General features: G+C 34.4%; 14 protein-coding genes and 2 pseudogenes. 5 read left to right on the top strand and 11 right to left on the bottom strand.

Annotated features, from left to right (window positions below; genetic code table 11):
* Window positions 1-143 precede the first annotated feature (143 nt).
* Both KNO79_RS14430 and KNO79_RS14425 read right to left on the bottom strand, forming a co-directional pair.
* Window positions 144-1,895 carry an ABC transporter ATP-binding protein gene (locus tag KNO79_RS14430; RefSeq protein WP_214691627.1) on the bottom strand — a complete coding sequence of 584 codons (1,752 nt, stop codon included), beginning with the start codon at window positions 1,893-1,895 and terminating at the stop codon, window positions 144-146.
* A gap of 55 nt (window positions 1,896-1,950) precedes the next feature.
* Window positions 1,951-2,634 (bottom strand): annotated as a pseudogene (locus KNO79_RS14425) (lanthionine synthetase LanC family protein); the annotation flags it as partial.
* Window positions 2,635-2,753: 119 nt separating this feature from the next.
* Between KNO79_RS14425 and KNO79_RS14420 the strand changes: the two are divergent.
* Window positions 2,754-3,520, top strand: a pseudogene (locus KNO79_RS14420) (IS30 family transposase).
* Between the two features lie 14 nt (window positions 3,521-3,534).
* On the opposite strand, the gene KNO79_RS14415 reads toward KNO79_RS14420, so the two are convergent.
* The 4 genes from KNO79_RS14415 to KNO79_RS14400 form a co-directional block, all read right to left on the bottom strand.
* Window positions 3,535-4,407, bottom strand: coding sequence for a S8 family peptidase (locus KNO79_RS14415; RefSeq protein WP_214691626.1), 873 nt, complete (start codon window positions 4,405-4,407; stop codon window positions 3,535-3,537).
* Window positions 4,408-4,485: 78 nt separating this feature from the next.
* A complete protein-coding gene (locus KNO79_RS14410; RefSeq protein WP_214691625.1) occupies window positions 4,486-4,788 on the bottom strand; it encodes a hypothetical protein in 303 nt (100 codons plus the stop codon).
* A gap of 643 nt (window positions 4,789-5,431) precedes the next feature.
* The gene (locus tag KNO79_RS14405) at window positions 5,432-6,499 is read right to left on the bottom strand and encodes a hypothetical protein (protein WP_214691624.1); all 1,068 of its coding nucleotides are present in this window, start codon (window positions 6,497-6,499) and stop codon (window positions 5,432-5,434) included.
* Between the two features lie 854 nt (window positions 6,500-7,353).
* Window positions 7,354-8,790 carry a hypothetical protein gene (locus tag KNO79_RS14400; RefSeq protein ID WP_214691623.1) on the bottom strand — a complete coding sequence of 479 codons (1,437 nt, stop codon included), beginning with the start codon at window positions 8,788-8,790 and terminating at the stop codon, window positions 7,354-7,356.
* A gap of 258 nt (window positions 8,791-9,048) precedes the next feature.
* Between KNO79_RS14400 and KNO79_RS14395 the strand changes: the two genes are divergently transcribed.
* The 4 genes from KNO79_RS14395 to KNO79_RS14380 all read left to right on the top strand — a co-directional run bounded on the left by KNO79_RS14395 (window position 9,049) and on the right by KNO79_RS14380 (window position 14,132).
* Complete coding sequence (locus tag KNO79_RS14395) at window positions 9,049-10,557, top strand: AAA family ATPase (protein WP_214691622.1); 1,509 nt, start codon at window positions 9,049-9,051, stop codon at window positions 10,555-10,557.
* Window positions 10,550-11,563 (top strand): DUF4435 domain-containing protein, encoded by a 1,014-nt coding sequence (locus tag KNO79_RS14390; RefSeq protein ID WP_214691621.1) that lies wholly within the window; start codon window positions 10,550-10,552, stop codon window positions 11,561-11,563. Before KNO79_RS14395 ends, KNO79_RS14390 begins: the two co-directional genes overlap by 8 nt.
* A gap of 608 nt (window positions 11,564-12,171) precedes the next feature.
* Window positions 12,172-13,080 (top strand): hypothetical protein, encoded by a 909-nt coding sequence (locus tag KNO79_RS14385; protein WP_214691620.1) that lies wholly within the window; start codon window positions 12,172-12,174, stop codon window positions 13,078-13,080.
* Window positions 13,080-14,132 carry a hypothetical protein gene (locus KNO79_RS14380; protein WP_214691619.1) on the top strand — a complete coding sequence of 351 codons (1,053 nt, stop codon included), beginning with the start codon at window positions 13,080-13,082 and terminating at the stop codon, window positions 14,130-14,132. Before KNO79_RS14385 ends, KNO79_RS14380 begins: the two co-directional genes overlap by 1 nt.
* 51 nt (window positions 14,133-14,183) lie before the next feature.
* Here the strand turns inward: KNO79_RS14380 and KNO79_RS14375 are convergent, their stop codons facing one another.
* From KNO79_RS14375 to KNO79_RS14355, 5 genes are all read right to left on the bottom strand, one after another.
* A complete protein-coding gene (locus KNO79_RS14375) occupies window positions 14,184-15,140 on the bottom strand; it encodes a tyrosine-type recombinase/integrase (RefSeq protein ID WP_214691618.1) in 957 nt (318 codons plus the stop codon).
* Between the two features lie 1,288 nt (window positions 15,141-16,428).
* A complete protein-coding gene (locus KNO79_RS14370) occupies window positions 16,429-16,881 on the bottom strand; it encodes a hypothetical protein (RefSeq protein ID WP_031424793.1) in 453 nt (150 codons plus the stop codon).
* 48 nt (window positions 16,882-16,929) lie between these two features.
* Complete coding sequence (locus KNO79_RS14365) at window positions 16,930-17,280, bottom strand: hypothetical protein (protein ID WP_214691617.1); 351 nt, start codon at window positions 17,278-17,280, stop codon at window positions 16,930-16,932.
* Between the two features lie 359 nt (window positions 17,281-17,639).
* The gene (locus KNO79_RS14360) at window positions 17,640-18,134 is read right to left on the bottom strand and encodes a hypothetical protein (RefSeq protein WP_214691616.1); all 495 of its coding nucleotides are present in this window, start codon (window positions 18,132-18,134) and stop codon (window positions 17,640-17,642) included.
* Between the two features lie 14 nt (window positions 18,135-18,148).
* Window positions 18,149-19,174 carry a tyrosine-type recombinase/integrase gene (locus tag KNO79_RS14355; RefSeq protein ID WP_214691615.1) on the bottom strand — a complete coding sequence of 342 codons (1,026 nt, stop codon included), beginning with the start codon at window positions 19,172-19,174 and terminating at the stop codon, window positions 18,149-18,151.
* Between the last annotated feature and the right edge of the window lie 97 nt (window positions 19,175-19,271).

Raw genomic sequence — 19,271 nt, 5'->3', positions numbered from 1 at the left:
CCATCACCTTATCCCTCAAGACTAAGTTAGAACACATATTTTTCAGTAGCAAAAAGTATTTATTGCAAAAACGAACTGGAATCTTAGAAAAGTCCAGTTCATTAAGACAATAATTCACGAAAAATTTAAGTATTCATTAAATATCAAATAAAAGATTTGGCACTTTCGTCATTAAAAGTCTGTGTTTCGACATACAAAGCATATTTTTTGTGATGTTGCATTAACTCTCTATGTGTTCCAAGCCCTGTAACTTCACCATTATCTAAGAATACAATTTGATTTGCGTTTTTTATTGTAGATAGTCGGTGAGCAATTACAATAGTCGTTCGATCTTCCATCAATTTGTTTAATGCATCTTGAACAAGAAGTTCGCTTTCACTATCTAAACTCGATGTTGCCTCATCTAGCAATAGGATTTTAGGGTCTCTTATAAACGCTCGGGCAATAGCTAGTCTTTGTTTTTGTCCACCAGATAACTTAACTCCTCTTTCACCAATATTAGTACTGTATTTGAAAGATAGATTATTTATAAACGTATGACAATTTGCAAGTTTTGAATAATGAATTATCTTTTCAAAACTAGGAGGAGACTTCAAACCATACGTAATGTTATGTTGGATACTTCCATTCATCATAGAACTGTCTTGCATAACATAACCGATCTTGCTTCTCCATTCTCCTAGAGAATAATTATAGACTGATTCATTACCAAATTTAATATCTCCATTACAAGGATCGTACATTCTTTCGATTATATAAAACAGTGTTGATTTCCCTGAACCTGAAGGACCGACAATAGCAGTAGTTTGATTATGTGGAATTTTTAAGTTAATATTACTCAACACCATTTTTTCATCTGAGTAACCAAAGCTTAAATCCGAAATAATCAAATTACTTTTAACATTATCTAAAGCTTTTTCTACCTTTGGAATTTCATCATTTTCTTCCTTAGGTAAGGTGTAGATTTCATATAGTCGTTCTGTCGAACCCGAAGTTTTTTTATAGTCTGTATAAAAAGAAGAGATTGAAGCCATGGGAACTATTGATTGAATTAAGTAAAAGATAATCGCAATAAAAGATCCTGTAGAAATCTCTCCATTGGATACTCTTAATGCTCCATATCCTATAATAATTAACAACATAAGTATCATTGTACTCGAGACAATTGGTGAAACTATCGCTTGTACTTTTGCCTCTTTTAAATTGAGTTTAAATAAGTCTTGTAACTTACTTTTCCCTTGATTGAACTCAATATCTTCAGCATTATGACTTTTGACCAATCTAATCTCTGAAAGTACCCTATTCAATATTCCTGTAAAGTTTGCCATTTCATCTTGCAACTTTATTGAAATTTTGTAAGTGATATTTCCTATGGGCAAAATCACAAATAGTGTGACAGGAATTACTGTAAACATAGCTAGTGTAAGTTTCCAATCTAGAATAAATAACATTACGATTGAACCTGTAATAACTATGATTTGAGAAAAAATATTCGGTATTTTTTCAGAAACGAAACTGTTCATAGTTTCAATGTCATCTGTCAATCTGCTCATAATATTTCCTGTATCATTATTATCAAAGTAGTTAATTTTCAATTTAAGAACACTTTCCCACATTGCTACTCTTATATAGTAAATAGCATTGGCTCCTATGTAGCTGAGGAGATAATACACTATTCCAGATATTATTAAGTTCGCTACGAAAAAACCTAATAATAAGTAAATCATGTCCCAATTTATATCATTTGAATTAAATGAATCAACAACTTTTTTTGTCATAAAGGGAACCGTCAGGCTAAGTAGCGACGAGAATATTGATAAAGTCACACTCACAATTATCATTTTTTTTGGCCATCTAACTAGTTTCAATAATTCTAACAAGTGATTTTTTTTCATTCCAGACTCCTTTTTTAATGCATTTTAAAGAAGTAAAAGTTTTAACATTCAAATTTCAGACTATAAATATATTTTGTAAATAAGATGTGTTTTCATTTGATTGATTTAATAAGACTAAATATACTCCTGAAGTCCCAGTTAAAATACCTGTCTTATTAAATTGAAATTCTTCGTTATTATATCTTTCAATATCTTTAAAACCGAAACGATTATTTGGGTTGTAATGTGTATTAATTTTGTTGATTAGTTTCTCTTCAATTTCATTAAAGATAGGATCTTGTGATTTTTTTTTCATTTCTGTGATTATATAGAGAACTCCGGAAATGCCATGACAAAATGTCGGAGAAGTTAAATCAATTTTTTTGAGCATCTCTGTATACTTGTAAAATTGATCCATTGCATAATTTTTAAATTCTTCATTCCCCATAAGGTCGCCAGCAGACCATATTGCGTTTACAATCATTAGGTCTCCGTAACACCACGTAAAATTAATTGAATCCTTGGCTATACTATTTGAAAAGTTAATATAGTTTTCAAGAGGCATCTTTTTATCCCAGTAGACATAATCTCCTTCACGATAACTATAGTTTATTAACCATTGAGTTAATTTGAATATAGTTTCATAGGTCAATGTAATTATTTCGGGATTATGCTTTGTAATTAAAATTAATGAGTTTAAAACTCCTGTGATTCCATGGGAATGTCCTAGATTGAAATTACCATTGGGATATGCGTTTTTTTCATCCGATGAATTATAAAATTAAGTGCAATACCTGAACGTGAACGCAAAAAAAGCCCACAGCGATGGCCTCGTTTAGAATGAAGTTACGACACAAACATTCAGACGGAGGAATCGCTATGAGCTACACCCATCTTACCACAACGGAGCGCGTGAAAATAGAGACCTATCTGGAGCTCGGGATGTCCATCCGGTCCATCGCGAGACGGATCGGGCGACAGCCCTCGACCGCCTCTACGCAGGAAAAATTGCCTTCTCCACCATCTACCGATGGGTCTATGCGGGACAGATCGACGTGCCCGTGACCGTGCTCCGCCAGAAGGGGAAACGCCAAAAGCCGGTCGAAACGCGCGGTCGCATCAACGTCGGTCTCCCCATCTCGAAACGGCCGCCAGAGGTCAGGGATCGCCGGACGTTCGGGCACTGGGAGCTCGACACCGTCGTCTCCGGACGAGGGAAGTCGAAGGCGTGCGTCGCGACGTCCGTCGAGCGGAAGAGCCGGTTCTATCTCGCCCTGCCGATCGCGGACCGCACCGCGGCCTCGATGGACGCGGCGATCCATGCGGTGCACGGCGCCTTCCCGGAAGGCACGTTCGAGACGGCGACGACGGACTGGGGCAAAGAGTTCAGCGGTCACGAGCGCATCCAGGCGTCGCTCGGCGTGCCGATGTATTTCGCCGACCCGTATTCATCGTGGCAACGGGGGAGCAACGAGAACGCCAACGGGCTCCTCCGCGAGTTCTTCCCGAAAGGAACGGATTTCGCGGAGGTCACGCATGACGAACTCAAGGACGCGCTGGCCAAAATCAACGGGCGACCGAGGAAGTGCCTGGACTGGAAAACCGCACACGAGGCCTTCACCGAGGAAGTGTCGCGCTTAATTTGACAAACCGTCTTAATTTAAATACTTTTCAAAGAATTGTAAACATTTATTTCTCCGTATCCAAAATTGCTTGTTTTTCTTTTCTGAGGGACTTCTGTTTTTAAAATTTCAATTATTGTATTGATTTCTGGCTTATATTTATATAAATCAAGGTAATGAGAAATAATTAACCCAATCGCTCCCGAAACATGTGCTGCCGCCAGACTAGTACCATAATTTATTACATAACCGTCTTTGTAACCTAAGTTTTTCTGTAATGATTTCATTGTGTTCACTTTAATAGGAAAAGTAGTTAGTATGACATTCGAAGAATCGATATTTTCTTCAAATCCTTTCCCACATGGCGCAGCAAAATCTACTTCACCATAATTTGAGTAACCTGCTAAATCACCATTAATATCCGTTGCAGATATTTTTAGTACGTTTTCATGTTGTTTTGAAACAGGGATGTGGGGTAATAAGTTTTTTTCTAAGTTTATCGAATGGTTACCGGCAGACGTGACTACAATTATATTATTCTCTTTAGCCTCATTAATTAAATCATTCATAATTTTGAGTACGTGATCATTTTCTTTTAAATTCAAATATGCAGTCATACTTAAGTTGATAACATCTACATTCATGTTTATTGCGTATTTAAAAGCGCGCAACATGCAATGAATTTTAAAACTTTTTGTATTAGTAATCTTACAAATAAGAAGAGATACGTTAGGTGCAAGGCCAATATTATATTTACTTCCAGCAATTACACCCGCCACCATAGTCCTATGACCCTCCATATCGTCTATTTCTGAGTTAATTGCTTCAAAATTATAAGAATTAGACATATCAATAAATTTGAAAGCTTCGTGAGAAACCTCTATCCCACTATCAATAATAGCAATTTTCACTCTTCTATCACCTTTGGAAATATCGTAGCTTTTTCCACTATTAGTGATTCTTTTTTATGTTCCACGGTATTGAAAAACTCATAAGGACTCTTCTAATTGATTTTTCTGCGCTATTTTATTTTCAATATATAAATAATTCATAATCTCATTATACAGTTCTTTCTTTTGTTCATCCGTTTTAATATTTCCTTCAAGAACCATTTTTGAAAGTGATTTATCTTCTTCAAAAAAAAGTTGGTGAGAATTATAAATATCTAGTAAATCAGGATGGTTTTTTGAGATTTTTTCTACTTTCACGTTGATTTTTCTTTGTGGCGTTCCATACCCAAGACAAGTGTACGCTGATACGATAATATCTATCAACAGATCAAAAATAATCATAAAATATCCCCCATTAATTTATTTATCCATTAATGGAATTTTAATACTAAAATATGATGAAAACAATTCATTTATACCCTTTATATAGTTTTTTTTCTATTACTTACCTATTGAGTGGTTACAAGTCAATAAACAGTATCAAACTTAGTTAAAACCTGATTTAAGTATGTTAATGTATCTTTTATAAGTTTTGGATAAATCATATTCTTACACCAGTATATTTATAAACAGAAAAAGACTAAACCACATTCTTATGAGTTAAAAAGATTAAATAGAATGAATAAGAATTAAAGAAAGATTAGAAGAATTAGAAAAAATATAAGTCCGAAAATCCTTTTGACACCAACGTTTTCGAGAGATAAAGAAGATTGTAAATATGTCAGATATAGTTTCTTTTATTCAGAGGGACTTTTTTTTTTTCATTTCGTTTTTGATAAATCATATCTATAAGCTAATTTTATTCTGTATAAATTTGAAATAAAAGAAATTGTATTTGATTTTTTTCCTGAGATGTAAAATATAAAAATGACCTTATGAAACAAGGGTCATATACGATGTCTTTTGATGGAATGAATCAAAAGACGGATATAGATTCTGGATGTTTTCATACAATTTTTCAAAATGAGGCATGCCAAAAAGACCATCATGCGATCGTCAATTTTTCCACTTTATGTTTTAGTTGTTGATGAAGGTAAAGAATTGGCTCATTGAAGAAGAGTTGATGCTCACTTGAATGAATTAAGTCTTCACGATGGTGAAGAAACGCTTGTTTCAAGTCAGCCAAGACTTCACGGAACGCTAATGCACCGAACGTATCACTCATAGAGTAGAGAGATTCCCGGCTTACTTTCAGTACATCGAAATCGAAGAACTCACCAACGCGCTTGCGCAACTCGAACCAAGCAATTTGAGCGTCTGAACGCTCCTCTTCTCGGATGACTTTACTGTCTTGAGACTTATCTAACGTCAATTCAACAAGGACTGGACGCGTAATATCTTGAACGCGTTTTTTAAGCGTGAGATTTTGCTTCACTACATTTAAGAAATGACGGCTGTCTTCTACAAGGGAGACTTGAAGGAACTTCAAACGATCCATCATCTTTTGAATGGCAAGTTTGTGGCCACAGTATTTAGGCAAGAAGCCTTTAATCTCGTCATAGGTAAGGATGGCTTGGTCATGTGATTGAACATGGATATCTTTTTCTACTTGTACGAGTGTACGTAACGCAAGACGCAAGGCATTCACGTTATCAAGCGTGAGAAGTTCGGAAAGAAGGTCATGCCAAATAGACGTGTACCCGGTCTTCGAAACGACAGAGGGTCCGTCAACAAAAAGGTCACGATAATTCTCAAGATAATCGGTTAGTTCAATCGAGAGCACTCCAGGGAAGTGCCGGACAAGCCGCAACAAGCCATGGCTCTCAAATGTTTTTAAGTTATTATGTAATGAACGGACAGACGTATGAGCGGAATAAGCTAGCTCTGTATCTTCCATAAACTCAATCTTGCCTTGATCATCTGCATAAGAAAGAAGTGTGAGGACATGGCGAATCCGTGACTTTGTCCACTTAAAAGAAGTGAAGCATGTAGGGATGTTATAGTGATGCTGTTCATAGCGATAGTGATCAGCGCGTTTCGTCCAACGAGTCAAGCCACTCATCGCGACGAGTAGTTTGTTTGCAACTAAAATGTGACGGTTTCTGTAAATCATGTACCCTACACCTCCTCTATCCTAGAATATGCTAGTTTCAGTATCTTGTTCTTTCGAGATAGTGTCAAAGTGCGGGTTTGGTACGATGAATCGCGACTAAATTTGATGAAACGTTGATATTAAGCCATTTTAGAGCTATAAAAATGTGTCATTTCAGTACGATGGTTTGCGACCAAATTAAGAGGAATTGCTTAAGAAAGCCATCTGAGAGTGATTCAGAGTAGAAATTTCATACGAAAAGTATTCAAAATGTCGTTTCAGTACGACGGTTTGCGACCACTTTAATAAAAGTGTCGTTTCAGTACGACGATTCACGACCAAAACAATCGAAAATGCGGTTTCAGTACGATGGTTTGCGACCATTTTTAAGTGACAGACACTTAATTTTTTTTCGATTTTTCATCAAAAAGTTGAGAATTGTCGTTTCAGTACGACAAATTGCGACAAAAACTAAGTAAATGTCGCTTCGGTACGATGATCTGCGACCAAATTAAGAGCCATGTCATTTTAGTACGGCAATTTGCGACCAAATTCAATTTAAATGTCGTTTCAGTACGAACTTTTACGACTCATTTCACATTAAAGTGAACGATTTTGTAAAAATGTTCTTTCTAAAGTACTCATAAGTGTCATTTCAGTACGAAGAGTTCATTTATCTGGGTAACAAAAATGATTTGATCACATCACTTAATTCTAGTTTGAAAGGATGGCGCTGATAGTTATACGCTGGCGTTCACCTATATTTATTCATCAATCCACCTAAAAAGCGTTCCATGTGAAACATAGACTAAAGAGCAAACATAAAAAAAGAAGAAGCCCTCAATATAGTAGGCTTCTTCTATGTTTTGTTTCTATTAAAGCAGCAATGTATCAGGATGGTTTAATAGCTCCCATGATTCGAGCGGGTAAAACGTGAAGAAGTAGTAGTCGCCCGAACGATGCCAATCTTTCAAAATAAATTCATGTTCCTTGATACGATCAAGATTTGCCTCAAGTTCCCGCAAGTTCTCTGACTTTCGTGATTTATTGAAGCGAATCGAATAAGTAAATTGACGCCAATGCCGACGAACCGGACTTTGTTCCCCTGTCTGAAGCGACGCAATGCGTTCTTTTTGAAGGACGAACGCCAAATGATACGCAAAGCTCCCTTTCAACTGTTCAATCTGTTCACCGTAGATACTGACGATTTGCTGCTTGAGTAGATCATCATACACTTCTTCAGCTACTGTGACGATGACCTGACTATCCGCAAGGGTTGTGGCGTTTTTGATGGTAACGGAAGAGAAGAGGCCACGGATAAAGAAATCGCCTTCTTCATTGTGCCCAGCTACTCGATAATAACCAAGTTTCATAAGGCGTTTTGTTGTTAAGTCATAGCTCTTCCCGCTCTTGTTGGCATAGAGTTTTTCCACTAATTGAACGAGTGGAAAGATAATCTTGCGACTCGTTTGAAATGAGATATCCCGGTATGACAAGATCTCGGTGAAGGCTTCGAAGTCTTTCGCGTCTAAATCAGGCACTTTACCGTTTAACTCTTGAATAAACTCTTTACTAACCAAAACAGAAAGGTTCTGTGGGACGCCATCTTTATATTTCGGAACGACCGAGTCGTAGTTTAAAAGCTCGAGGTTGAGCTGTGACGCGTCATTGAGCTTCTCATCAAGTTGTTCAGTCTTATTTTTGATGCGATCAGACATCCCGAAGAACGGAATATCAACAGCAAGTGTTGGTGAATGATGTGCTACGCGCTTAGTTGAATCAATTTCCTTTGCAACTTCCCCTAATATCATGAGCACATCTGTTTTTAACGTCGTAGTTTTTTGATTGACGGTTTTTTGAGACCAGTACGGATATGTGTGGATTAGTTGGTTTGGGTCTTCTGCCCACTCTTCAATCTCGGTGATACAGAGATTCATGTAATCTTCAATTGTTTTCACGTGAAACTCTTTGTAAAGTCCTTCAAAACCTGCAACTTTTACATAAGCTGAGATCATGTCGTGTTTGGCTCGAAGTTCTTTGTTATAACCACGATTTTCTTGATAATTTCGCACAGCTGTTTTTACCCAGCGTCGTTTTAGTTTCATAAAAGAGTAATAACGAATCTTCTTATAGGCGCTTTCGATATTTTCAAGCGCATAGTGCTCCTGATAAAGCGTTGCGACAAATTCATGAATATCGAAAATGGATACACTATGGAGGATCTCCTCCATACCATGCTGTTTTATCGTATTGACCGCTTGAGAAATAATGAGTTGTTGCGAGCGGCTGTTGGAGGATGAATGATTCTCCATGTTAATCACCTCTTCTTCACCTAATATAGCATATATTATATAAGACAGAGTTAAAATATTATTTCAAATACCGTAAAAGTATGCGCCGGCGCATACTTTTACGGTATTTGATAGATTTTTTAAAAGCAAAGTAGAAAAGATAAGGTGATAAAAAGTAACTTATTCATTTATTTCCAACAGAATGATGTTACTCTAAAATAAATAATTATCAATCAAGTTATTACTTACTACTTATAAAATTGTTTCAGGAGGAATAAAATGAATTATAGAGATTTGAAAAGCCGACTAATGCTCAGTGAAGAAGAATTTGAATTGTTTAGATTAAAATTTAATTTAGATAAAGATGAAGAAATAGATGCAGAATTAGTGAATTATATTGAAGATGTAATTACAAGAAAAAGAAAGTATAAAAATGAAAGCTCATTGATGGGGATTAGAATAGAAGGTCTATTCAACAAATTTAATTATGATATTAATTTTAATAATGTATTTAATATATTTGTAGCTGAAAATGGACATGGAAAAACTACAATTATTAAAATTTTAGTAGCCGCTTTAAAAAATGACCGTAAATCTTTACAAAACTTACCTTTTAGCAAAGTACATCTGACTTTTAGCAACGGTGAAGTAACAACTTTATCTAAGCATGATTACATAAATAAATTTAAGGAGTACAAAAATGTTCATTTTGATTCTTCAAATGATAAGAAGGATGATGAGTACTTAAAAAAATGGCTAGATTATTATTTAAAATTAAACAATAAAAAAAATATTGAACATAAAAGTACTTTTACTATTCAATCCAGAAATTCAAATAATGAAAATTCAAACAAAACAATAATATTTAAGAATGGTATGGGAAAAGATATAAATAGAAGTGTTTTTAATGGGCATACTCTTTTAAAAGAAGAAGTTAAATATCTTCCTACTTTTAGAAGAGTCGAGGCGGAATTAAGCGATTTATTACAAAATGAGACTGAATTCGAAAGTAATTTTAATAAATCAGAGTTAAAGTTTGGATTAAAAGATGTAGAATCGAGAATATTAGAAATCACTTCTCGATTAACGACGGAAGCATTTGAAACTCATTCAAAGATAAATGGCGAAATTTTGGGAGATTTATTGAGTGATAGTTCATTGACCATAAATAGTGAGCAAAGAAAAGAGATAACTATTGAAAAAATAAATATAATTACTGGAAGAATAGGGGAAAGTAATATCAAAGAGTACAAAAAGCTCACTGATTTTATCCTGAACTTAAACAATGATCATTATCAACATCAAAACAGAGATTTCTTAGAGTATTACTTATATCAATTAATTAAAATACATAATGGCCAAAGAGAAATTGATAATAAAATTAAAGCTTTTAGAGATGTATGTAATAAATATTTAATCAATAAAAGAATATTTTTTGATGAGATTATACCCTCACTTGTGATAGTGGACAGAGATGATGAAAAAGTGATCTCATTTTCCGAACTATCTTCGGGAGAAAAACAAATCCTTTCAATTTTTTCTGAGTTATACCTTGAGGAAAAAAGAAACTTAATATACATAATTGACGAACCAGAATTGTCGCTTTCAATTGCATGGCAGAAAGAAATATTGATGGATATATATTCTTCTGGAAGCGTAGCACTGCTAATAGCTACTACACATTCTCCTTTTATATTCAAAAATGATTTAGAATCTTATGCTAATGATTTAAATTCTTATAAGTCAAAATATGATAGTGGAAATGATGAGATAAGTATATATGAGTGAAACAAATGAGTTAGATTATAAAGGAAATATGGTAGAAGAAACGAAGCACGAAACAGTGATATATCATGAGTTACTACAAACAATAACTTTTCATAACTTAGAAATTGAAAGTAGTCTGTTTAGTTTTCATGAAGGTTTGGACGATTTGGAATACTATCCACATCGAATAAGAACATGGCTTCAGAGTCAAAGTATTGACAAAAAAGTTATTCCATTCCAATGTGGGGGACGGAAAACAGTAAAAAAGATTTACTTTAAGTTAGCTTTGGAAGATTCAAAACTAATTAATTCTTCATTATTTTTTATTGATAGAGACTTTAACTTTAATGAAGAAAAAATTAAAAAAATGTACGTAACACCAGGTTACTCTATTGAAAATTTATATGCAGATGTACAAGTTTTAAATAGCTTCCTAGAGGAACATGCAAAAATCTCAAATAATTCAATTGGGAACAATTTTGAAGAGTATAAAATTATCGAGAAATTTTATGAAGATAATCTTATGAAATCGCTCGAGGAACTAATTTTATTAAACGCTTGGTACAGTCTACAAATGAATAAGAAAAAAGAATTAGAGGCAATAAAGGAAAAAATAATTCCTGACTTAAAAAAAATTAAAAAAAGATCTCAAGTTCTCAACAAATTAAATGAATATGGAATTCCAGAAATCACAATTGAATTCCTTGAACATTATACAATTAATCCAGCTTCGTTTACAGAAACAGAATTTGAAGCAGAATGTAATAGAATTAAAGAGAACATATTATTCAATACTAGAGGTAAATATGTAGAGGAAATAATCTCAGACATCTACAAAGAAATATCAAAAGAAATGTGTAGCCCAAGCAAATTAAACATTTCGATCAGGCCAATAACCAATCAGATAAGTGTAAATAGTATCAAGAGATTACTAAGTCATCATGCTATAACTCCGAATTGTTTGTTTCAATATCTACAAGAAAATGTTTATAAGGGTTCTCCTGGTGTATTAAGACAAACTGAATAGATTGTTAACAGATGAGAAATAGTTCAATTGTTCTAAAAATGAAATAAAGCTGTTTTTAAGAATCTATACTAGTATTTTCGGTGTGAATTGAAGGTAAGAATAGAAATATATAATTACATTAAGTTACCTTTTGAACCTGCCTCCGGAATATATCCGGCTCAGGTTTTTTTGTCGCTTCTTGATACGATGATTATTTTAGTAATAAATATCTGCGCAGTTGAGAAAGTTAATTTTTCGGAATATGTCTGGGAATATGCAGTGCTAACGTTCGCCTGATATACATGACGCTGAAAGAATAAATATCGAAAGTAGGAGGAGAATTGCGGTCAGTGGTTATTTTTCATTGAAAACGACGCTAACTGGCTCTTGTGCGCTATCCTCCTGAATGAAGTAGTCTGGAGGTTGGTGACGGTAAACTCAAGGACGCGTTCGTTAAGATCAACGGGTGGCTAAGGAAGTACCTCGGCTGGCGAACAGTAAACGAGGCCATTCAACGATGAAGTGTTGCGCTTAATTTGACAAACCGTTATTTACAAATATTCTTCACTTGAAAGTACATTCTACCATTTAGTACTATTAGTAGTATAAAAATGTTAGAGGTGAGTTCGATGTATATATTTCATCCTCCAATTTTCAAAGGGGATTACGGAACAAGTTTCGGAGAGTCTTGGGAGATTTTTTGTCAGAAAATTTTAACTTTGTATTATGGAACAATGGAAATAGAAAAAAGAGAGCCACCTGAGAGCGGAGTTGACTTATTTTATAAAGATAAAAAAATTGCATTTCAATGTAAGGGCACAATTGATGAGAGCGGAAAATTTAACCTTACTAATGCAAAAAAATCATTAGAAAGTGCATTAAAAATACAAAATGAATTGGGATGGGAAGAGTATATTTTATGTATTAATGGAGATATTACAGGGGCGCAGAAAGAAAAGTTAGAGAAAGTTTATAAAAACATAAAAGTATTTAGCAAACCCTTTTGGATAAACATTTGTGAGAAGCATCCTGAAAAAGTGCAACAACATTTTCGGAAAATCGTAGATGTACCTTCGGAATATGTAAACAATACAATACAACGAAGCATTAAAATTCCACCTCGAGTAAAAGAACTTTTGAAAGATAAAAGATCATGCTTTAAAGTTCTATTTTATTCGGTTAGATTTGATGGCTTCTTTCAAATTAACATCCATCCTGAGATGAAAATATCTGAGCTATTACAAATGATTTATAGTCTTTACGGAATACCATATACTGGCTCTGTACAAAGTGAGGGAAGCATTTCTATCGAATTGATTCATGAAGATGAAATCTTTGAAGATCATACGATAAATGTTTTGGAGACAACTATTAAACAATCATCAATTCTTATGTTAAAAGCGACAGTAAACACACCAATATTAAATTTACATGAGCTTTTACTTAAAGAATCTGAAGATTTCACATTAGAATATATGTCAGAAAGAGAGGATTTCCTATCGAATGCCGTCAAGTCCTTTGTGGAAAAAGGATACTAATGAATAATAGAGAAAAGGTTAAACAAATATGTGGTGTAACAGAATTCGCCTACTTTGATCGAAAAAATCCTACCGAAATAAATTGCCTTCCATATTATAAAAATTATGCTGAAGAAATGATTATGTTTTACAATAAACAATCAATTTCTGTTTATAAGAATAGAGAATTTATATTTGACTACTCTAGCCGCTTCAATATTAATGGAAAAGCACACATCGATAAAGAAATAGATCTTGTGTTTATTAGCGAAGGAAGTTTGTACAAAATTTATTCTGCCTTTAGTAGATTAGTTATTGATGGAGCTTTTAGTGAGTTTACTTATATTAAAGAAATAGTTAATATCCAAATTAAGCAGCAATATGAAGATGTGATTGAATATCAATATGATTATTCTTTACCTATTGATTATAATGGGAAATTAATTTCTGAATACATGAGCATGTTTGCAGTAAAATTTATTATATTACACGAATTAGCTCATCACATAAACGGTCATTTATTATATATACAGGAATATTATGGCCAAGACCATTTTCAAAATAATCAACTTCCCAAAAACTTGATCAAAACTCTTGAAATGGATGCAGATGCATTTGCAATTAGTCAACTTGTTCTAGACTTCAAAGAGATTGTTCAAAATGATATCGAATTGAATAATTTGTTAATCCCAAATGAGATAAAGTTAGGATTACTTATTTTTTCTTTAACTACGTTATTGATTATGTTAGAGGAAGAAAATATAAAAACTTCAAATAAATATATGTCTGGAAAAATGAGAAGAGTGCATAACCTTAGCTGCTTAGAAACTAATTTAAAAATACGGTATCCAGATTTTTTCGATGGTATTAATTATGACAGCGTTGCGGCATATTATTTAGATAAGTCTGAACGTTATTACAAATTAGTTTATGATTATAGTGATAAAATCGTTGATAGTATATATCAAATTAAAGAAGAATATAAATCATTTCACGATATAAAGAATATGTGGAACGATATTCACAATGAATTGTCTAAATTCGCAAGGGCGTCTCTTTCTCCAAAGTATTAAACTAAACTGTCTGAACTCATAAAAATTTAATGAAAATAAAGGTTTTATTTATTAATTAAAAGATATATCGGCATTCGTTACGTTAGACATTTTATTTAAAGATTGTAAGTAACTATTTGTCGTATTGATTGATTCGTGACCAACAATTTGCATGACCCCAATCAACGAATTTCCGTTCGCCAGGAGCTTTGTGATGTAGGCCCGGCGGAACCAATGGGGCGGGGTCTTCTCTTCACTTGCGACATGGTCGACCGCTTTGTGAGTCATCAACCTCAGAGCTTCATAGGTGATCGCCTTGTTGACTTTTTTCGTGCTGAAGGCGATGAAAGGGGACGAGACCTCTTCGATCATCATCAATGTCTGCAATCGATTGATTAGATGACTCGCTTTTTCGGTGAGTGGGATTCGACGCCATTTATCACCTTTTCCTTTCACTTCGATGTAGAATGTGTGTTGATTTCGCTTCACGTCATTAAATTTTACGGAAAGAAGCTCTGAAGCACGCATTCCGGTCGTCAACAACAAATAGCCAATGGTTTCATTTCGGAGCTCTATGAGTTCCTTTTTTTGTGCTCGTTGAACCGTATAACGAAACGACTCAGCAATGCGTTCAATCTCTTCAAAATCAACTTCTCGACGAAGGGGCTTTGGTCGCTTCTGATTTTTCACATGGAAAGCTAAGTTGTGTTGATGATAATTATTGATGTGAAGGTAAGTCAGGAGACGCTTTAACATATTATTCTTGCGTTGTGCCGTGCGAGGTGAATATTGCTCGTTTACGTCAAACAAGTAGCGATGAATATCTAGAACGGTCAAGCGCTTTAGACCTTCGGTTTTGGTCATCACAAAACTGAGAACGAACTCGAGATCTTGCTTATAGGCACGATGCGTATGTAGACTCTTTTCAGCGTAGATCGGGAATAATTCCGTCGCCCAGAACAATTCGATCACTTCGATGTCATTCAACGTTTCAAGATCAATATGGTCCTTCTTCAGGGCATCCGCCAATTATGGATTCGCACCGGTCAATTCTTGCAATGCAATTTCGAAGACATGCTGCTTTTTTTGGTCTACACGTTTCATCTTTATCATTGGATGGTTTTCATAAAAAATGAAATGCATCCATTAAATCTATTTCAGGTAGCATCAAAAGTATGCGCCAGCGCATACTTTTGATGCTACCTTTAGACAGTTTCCGTGTCGAAACGGGCTGAATCAAACCTATATTTTGAACTAGTTGCTAATATTCATAATGTGCTTAGGCGAAATTTGATTTGAAAGGATTATTTTTTCAAATGTAGATTTTTATAAAGGTTGAAACACGTGGAGCGCGGGAAGGATTGTCGATAAAAAGTGAATCATTATTTCACGTATGATTCCATCCTTAAAGCATAAAAAAATAAAGATTCTCACTAAATGCAACCGAGAAGTAAGTTGTCTCGGTGATGTACACTTGGGCTCAACTGGGTCAACAAATTATTAATATCATAAGGCTTTTCGCATGTGAGAGTTACTGGAAAAGAGTCATTCTCCAAGCTCTGATGATTATGTTAGATTAGCGTACCTAAAGGAGAATCCGTTTATAGTTAGTTCGGATGTCAAATGGTTCGAGAATTTAACTTCGAAATACTTATGCGATTTCATATGAGGTTATTTAGATCTATGATTCATGACTTGATCGTTAGCTATCTACTCATCTGTTTCATTTGTCTTTATAATTTCCAGGGTTCCAAAAAAGAGTTTATTACTCTGCAGTCAGCTATTTAATTTGTATCTTTTTCCTCGATAGCTGTTTATCTATCAACTCGCTTGTTTTAGAACGTTCATTGTCCGGCACCTCTTTTTTAATCGGTGAGGAGACTCTTTTCATCTTTTTTTGATATCGACGCGAGATTTAACACGTTTTTACTATTTCTATGAATATGCTAGTAGGCAGAATCCGTGTTAACTGAAAAAACTTCTTGTGAACCCTGCTTTTATACTATCAAACACGATCTTCACATTAAATTCAGTGGCATGTTGAATTGAGCACTCTTTATGCATAGAAAAACCCGAGTAGTGCACTTCTTATAAGTGTGCTACTCGGGTTCAGTTTTGTTTTGTAAAAACATGTCTTTTCATTTTTAGAGAAACCTGATTAATGCCAATTTAATTATAAAATTATATAAATCGATTATCACATATAAAAGTATAATTAAATTTGAAATTCGCCAAAAATAAGTGATTTAAAGTAGATATATGGTGCATCATAATTTAAAGAACATTGTAGTAAAAGGCTCCCACTCAATATAGTAGTTTAATCTTGGGACAAGAAATTGAATTTCTTTTCGGGAATGCTTTCAATATTTACAGAACAATCATGTTTTTTCAATATTTTTTGAAGTAGAGGGAATATATCATTAAGATTATTTTTGTGATTGAAATCAGAATCAGTTTCAATCACAAGGTTCCATCGACATTCTTCTTTATCCTCTAAAAATCCCCCAGCTACCGTACATAAGTCATCATATATTTCTTGTGTAACTTCTTCTGATGAAATTACAATTGCTTTTATGAAGTTATCATCCCCAAAGTCATCTTCCGAAATTTCTTCAATGTTTTTCAAATGTGGAAAATCTTCAATCGTACTAGGGCGTTTATAGTCAATCAGTATCAAACAATATTCTGGTGGAATCAAGTACCCATCCCTTAAAAAATACGCTTCGACTGTGTTTAAATTAATTATTCTGTTTAAATAAAATAATCTCATTTTAAGACCTCATTTATTCGATTTCATATTGAGTTCAAACAAAAGCTGTTATTTGTTACTTTGATCTTTAGCTTTTTGTAACTTAGCACCTTTTTTATAAAGTTTAGTTTCTCTTATTTTTTTTGCAAGTTTTGGGTTTATGCAACTATCAAAAGTTTGATTATGGCTAGGAGTACCATCCACATTTTCTACCCCTAATTCTGTTTTTTTGTTATAAAGATGAACGTGATATTTTCCTTTCCCGACAGGATCATCAAGACGTATTCTCCACCCTTTTGAAATGTGATCAATGCTTTCCCAGCGAGTTGAAGCACTTACTTCATTATTTTCAAGAATTGAACCAAGCCCACTAAATATAAGAGTGGCCACTAAAGTTAAAACAAGGAACTTCTTTTTCATAATAAACTTCCCCCTTAGTTATAATAAACAATTTTATATCAACTCAATTGTTCGTAGATAATCATATCTGTTTAAATATGTAATTGTAACCCTTCAATATATTTACATATCTATCTTTTCTTCAATCTTTTTTCGTTCAAAGCGTTTCAAGTTCGTTGAACATAAAAAAAAAAGACGAACCAAATCGCACGTGGCGATTCGGTTCGTCAACAGCTTGATAACCTAGTGATACCTCACACCAGTTTTGGCAACGTCTCAACTAATTCAAAATATGATAGCATATCTTCAAGCGGCTAGTACTTAACATTATAATGTTTCAAATCAAATGATACACTATCATTAGTCTTAACTTAATCAAGTTAAGGAATCTCGCTTATTAAATTATCGATATATTCTAAGGAAATCACAGTTTTCAAACTATTGGAAAAAGTTGCTGGAGACATTGAAGAACCACCTGTCGAAATCCTTAAAATATCCTCTAAGACGTTTGAGGCCCCGCCGATAAAATAATGAACAAATTCAGCATCTTGATTAGCGCTAATTACTACAAATAAACATGCATCGAGTATACATTCTAAATCGTCTGCAGTTATTGTATGATCCGATTTTAGCCTCTGATTAAATTCACTGGAATGTATTGAGCTAATTTTCCCTTCTAAGAGCTCCATAGTCGACTTCTGATAAATACAATAGACACCATAAATGTCCTCGATTGGAGGAATAAACGGATCATTTAAGTTATTTTTTATTCTGTTATCATACTTGTCTACTTTTATCGCTTTAAATCTATGAATAAGCATATCATTAATAAAGTCTATACTTCGAGGCGTCATTAATTGATTATAATCAGGCATAAGATTCCCCTTCTTTATTCGAATGGTAAATCTATATTTGTCATATGTGAGAGTTGATTCAAAGATTGTAGATAACCATTAGTAGTGTTGATCGATTCATGACCAACCAATTGCATGACCCCAATCAGTGAACTACCCTTAGCAAGGAGTTTCGTGATGTAAGCACGGCGGAACCAGTGTGGGGGATTACTATTCCCTGCTGCTACAAACTCTACAGCTTTATGAGTCATCAAACGGAGTGCTTCATATGTCATTGAGTTTCCTGACTTCTTCGTGCTGAAAGCGACGTAAGGAGAGTTGACTTCTTCAATCATCATGAGTGTTTGTAGGCGATTGATCAGATGACTCGCTTTCTCGGTGAGAGGGATTCGACGCCATTTATCACGTTTTCCTTTCACTTCAATGTAAAATGTGTGTTGGTTTCGTTTTATGTCATTGAATTTTACGGAAAGAAGCTCTGAAGCACGCATTCCGGTCGTCAACAACAAATAACCAATCGTTTCATTTCGGAGCTCCATGAGCTCTTTTTTTTGTGCTCGTTGAACAGTATAACGAAACGATTCAGCAATGCGTTCAATCTCTTCAAAATCAACTTCCCGACGGAGGGGTTCTGGTCGTTTCTGATTCTTCACATGGAAAGCTAAGTTGTGTTGATGATAGTTATTGATGTGAAGGTAAGTCAGGAGACGCTTTAACATATTATTCTTGCGTTGTGCTGTGCGAGGTGAATATTGCTCGTTTACGTCAAACAAGTAGCGATGAATATCTAGAACGGTCAAGCGCTTTAAACCTTCGGTTTTGGTCATCACAAAACTGAGAACGAACTCGAGATCTTGCTTATAGGCACGATGCGTGTGCGCACTCTTATTAGCGTAGATTGGGAATAATTCCGTTGCCCAGAACAATTCGATCACTTCGATGTCAGTTAACGTATCGAGATCGATATGGTCCTTTTTCAGCGCCTCGGCTAATTTAGGATTCGCCCCGGTCAATTCTCGCAATGCCACTTCGAACGCCTGCTGCTTTTTCTTGATCTCCATGCTTCTTCCTCTTTTCTAATCAATTTTCATACAAAATGAAACTTACGAACAGTAACTAGTGATTATATGTGTAATACATCTGTATTTTTGATTATTT

It is taken from the genome of Exiguobacterium sp. s43, assembly GCF_018617255.1.
GTDB classification, from domain to species: Bacteria; Bacillota; Bacilli; order Exiguobacteriales; family Exiguobacteriaceae; genus Exiguobacterium; species Exiguobacterium profundum.
Note: the sequence above shows the minus strand (reverse complement) of the source record. Positions and strands in the feature narration are given on the sequence as shown.

What these genes read in the sequence shown, in the direction of transcription:
- KNO79_RS14410 (WP_214691625.1), bottom strand. Translation starts at nt 4,788, where the DNA reads ATGATTATTTTTGATCTGTTGATAGATATTATCGTATCAGCGTACACT.
- KNO79_RS14385 (WP_214691620.1), top strand. Translation starts at nt 12,172, where the DNA reads ATGTATATATTTCATCCTCCAATTTTCAAAGGGGATTACGGAACAAGT.
- KNO79_RS14430 (WP_214691627.1), bottom strand. Translation starts at nt 1,895, where the DNA reads ATGAAAAAAAATCACTTGTTAGAATTATTGAAACTAGTTAGATGGCCA.
- KNO79_RS14380 (WP_214691619.1), top strand. Translation starts at nt 13,080, where the DNA reads ATGAATAATAGAGAAAAGGTTAAACAAATATGTGGTGTAACAGAATTC.
- KNO79_RS14360 (WP_214691616.1), bottom strand. Translation starts at nt 18,134, where the DNA reads ATGCCTGATTATAATCAATTAATGACGCCTCGAAGTATAGACTTTATT.
- KNO79_RS14395 (WP_214691622.1), top strand. Translation starts at nt 9,049, where the DNA reads ATGAATTATAGAGATTTGAAAAGCCGACTAATGCTCAGTGAAGAAGAA.
- KNO79_RS14365 (WP_214691617.1), bottom strand. Translation starts at nt 17,280, where the DNA reads ATGAAAAAGAAGTTCCTTGTTTTAACTTTAGTGGCCACTCTTATATTT.
- KNO79_RS14370 (WP_031424793.1), bottom strand. Translation starts at nt 16,881, where the DNA reads ATGAGATTATTTTATTTAAACAGAATAATTAATTTAAACACAGTCGAA.
- KNO79_RS14390 (WP_214691621.1), top strand. Translation starts at nt 10,550, where the DNA reads ATGAGTGAAACAAATGAGTTAGATTATAAAGGAAATATGGTAGAAGAA.
- KNO79_RS14400 (WP_214691623.1), bottom strand. Translation starts at nt 8,790, where the DNA reads ATGGAGAATCATTCATCCTCCAACAGCCGCTCGCAACAACTCATTATT.
- KNO79_RS14355 (WP_214691615.1), bottom strand. Translation starts at nt 19,174, where the DNA reads ATGGAGATCAAGAAAAAGCAGCAGGCGTTCGAAGTGGCATTGCGAGAA.
- KNO79_RS14405 (WP_214691624.1), bottom strand. Translation starts at nt 6,499, where the DNA reads ATGATTTACAGAAACCGTCACATTTTAGTTGCAAACAAACTACTCGTC.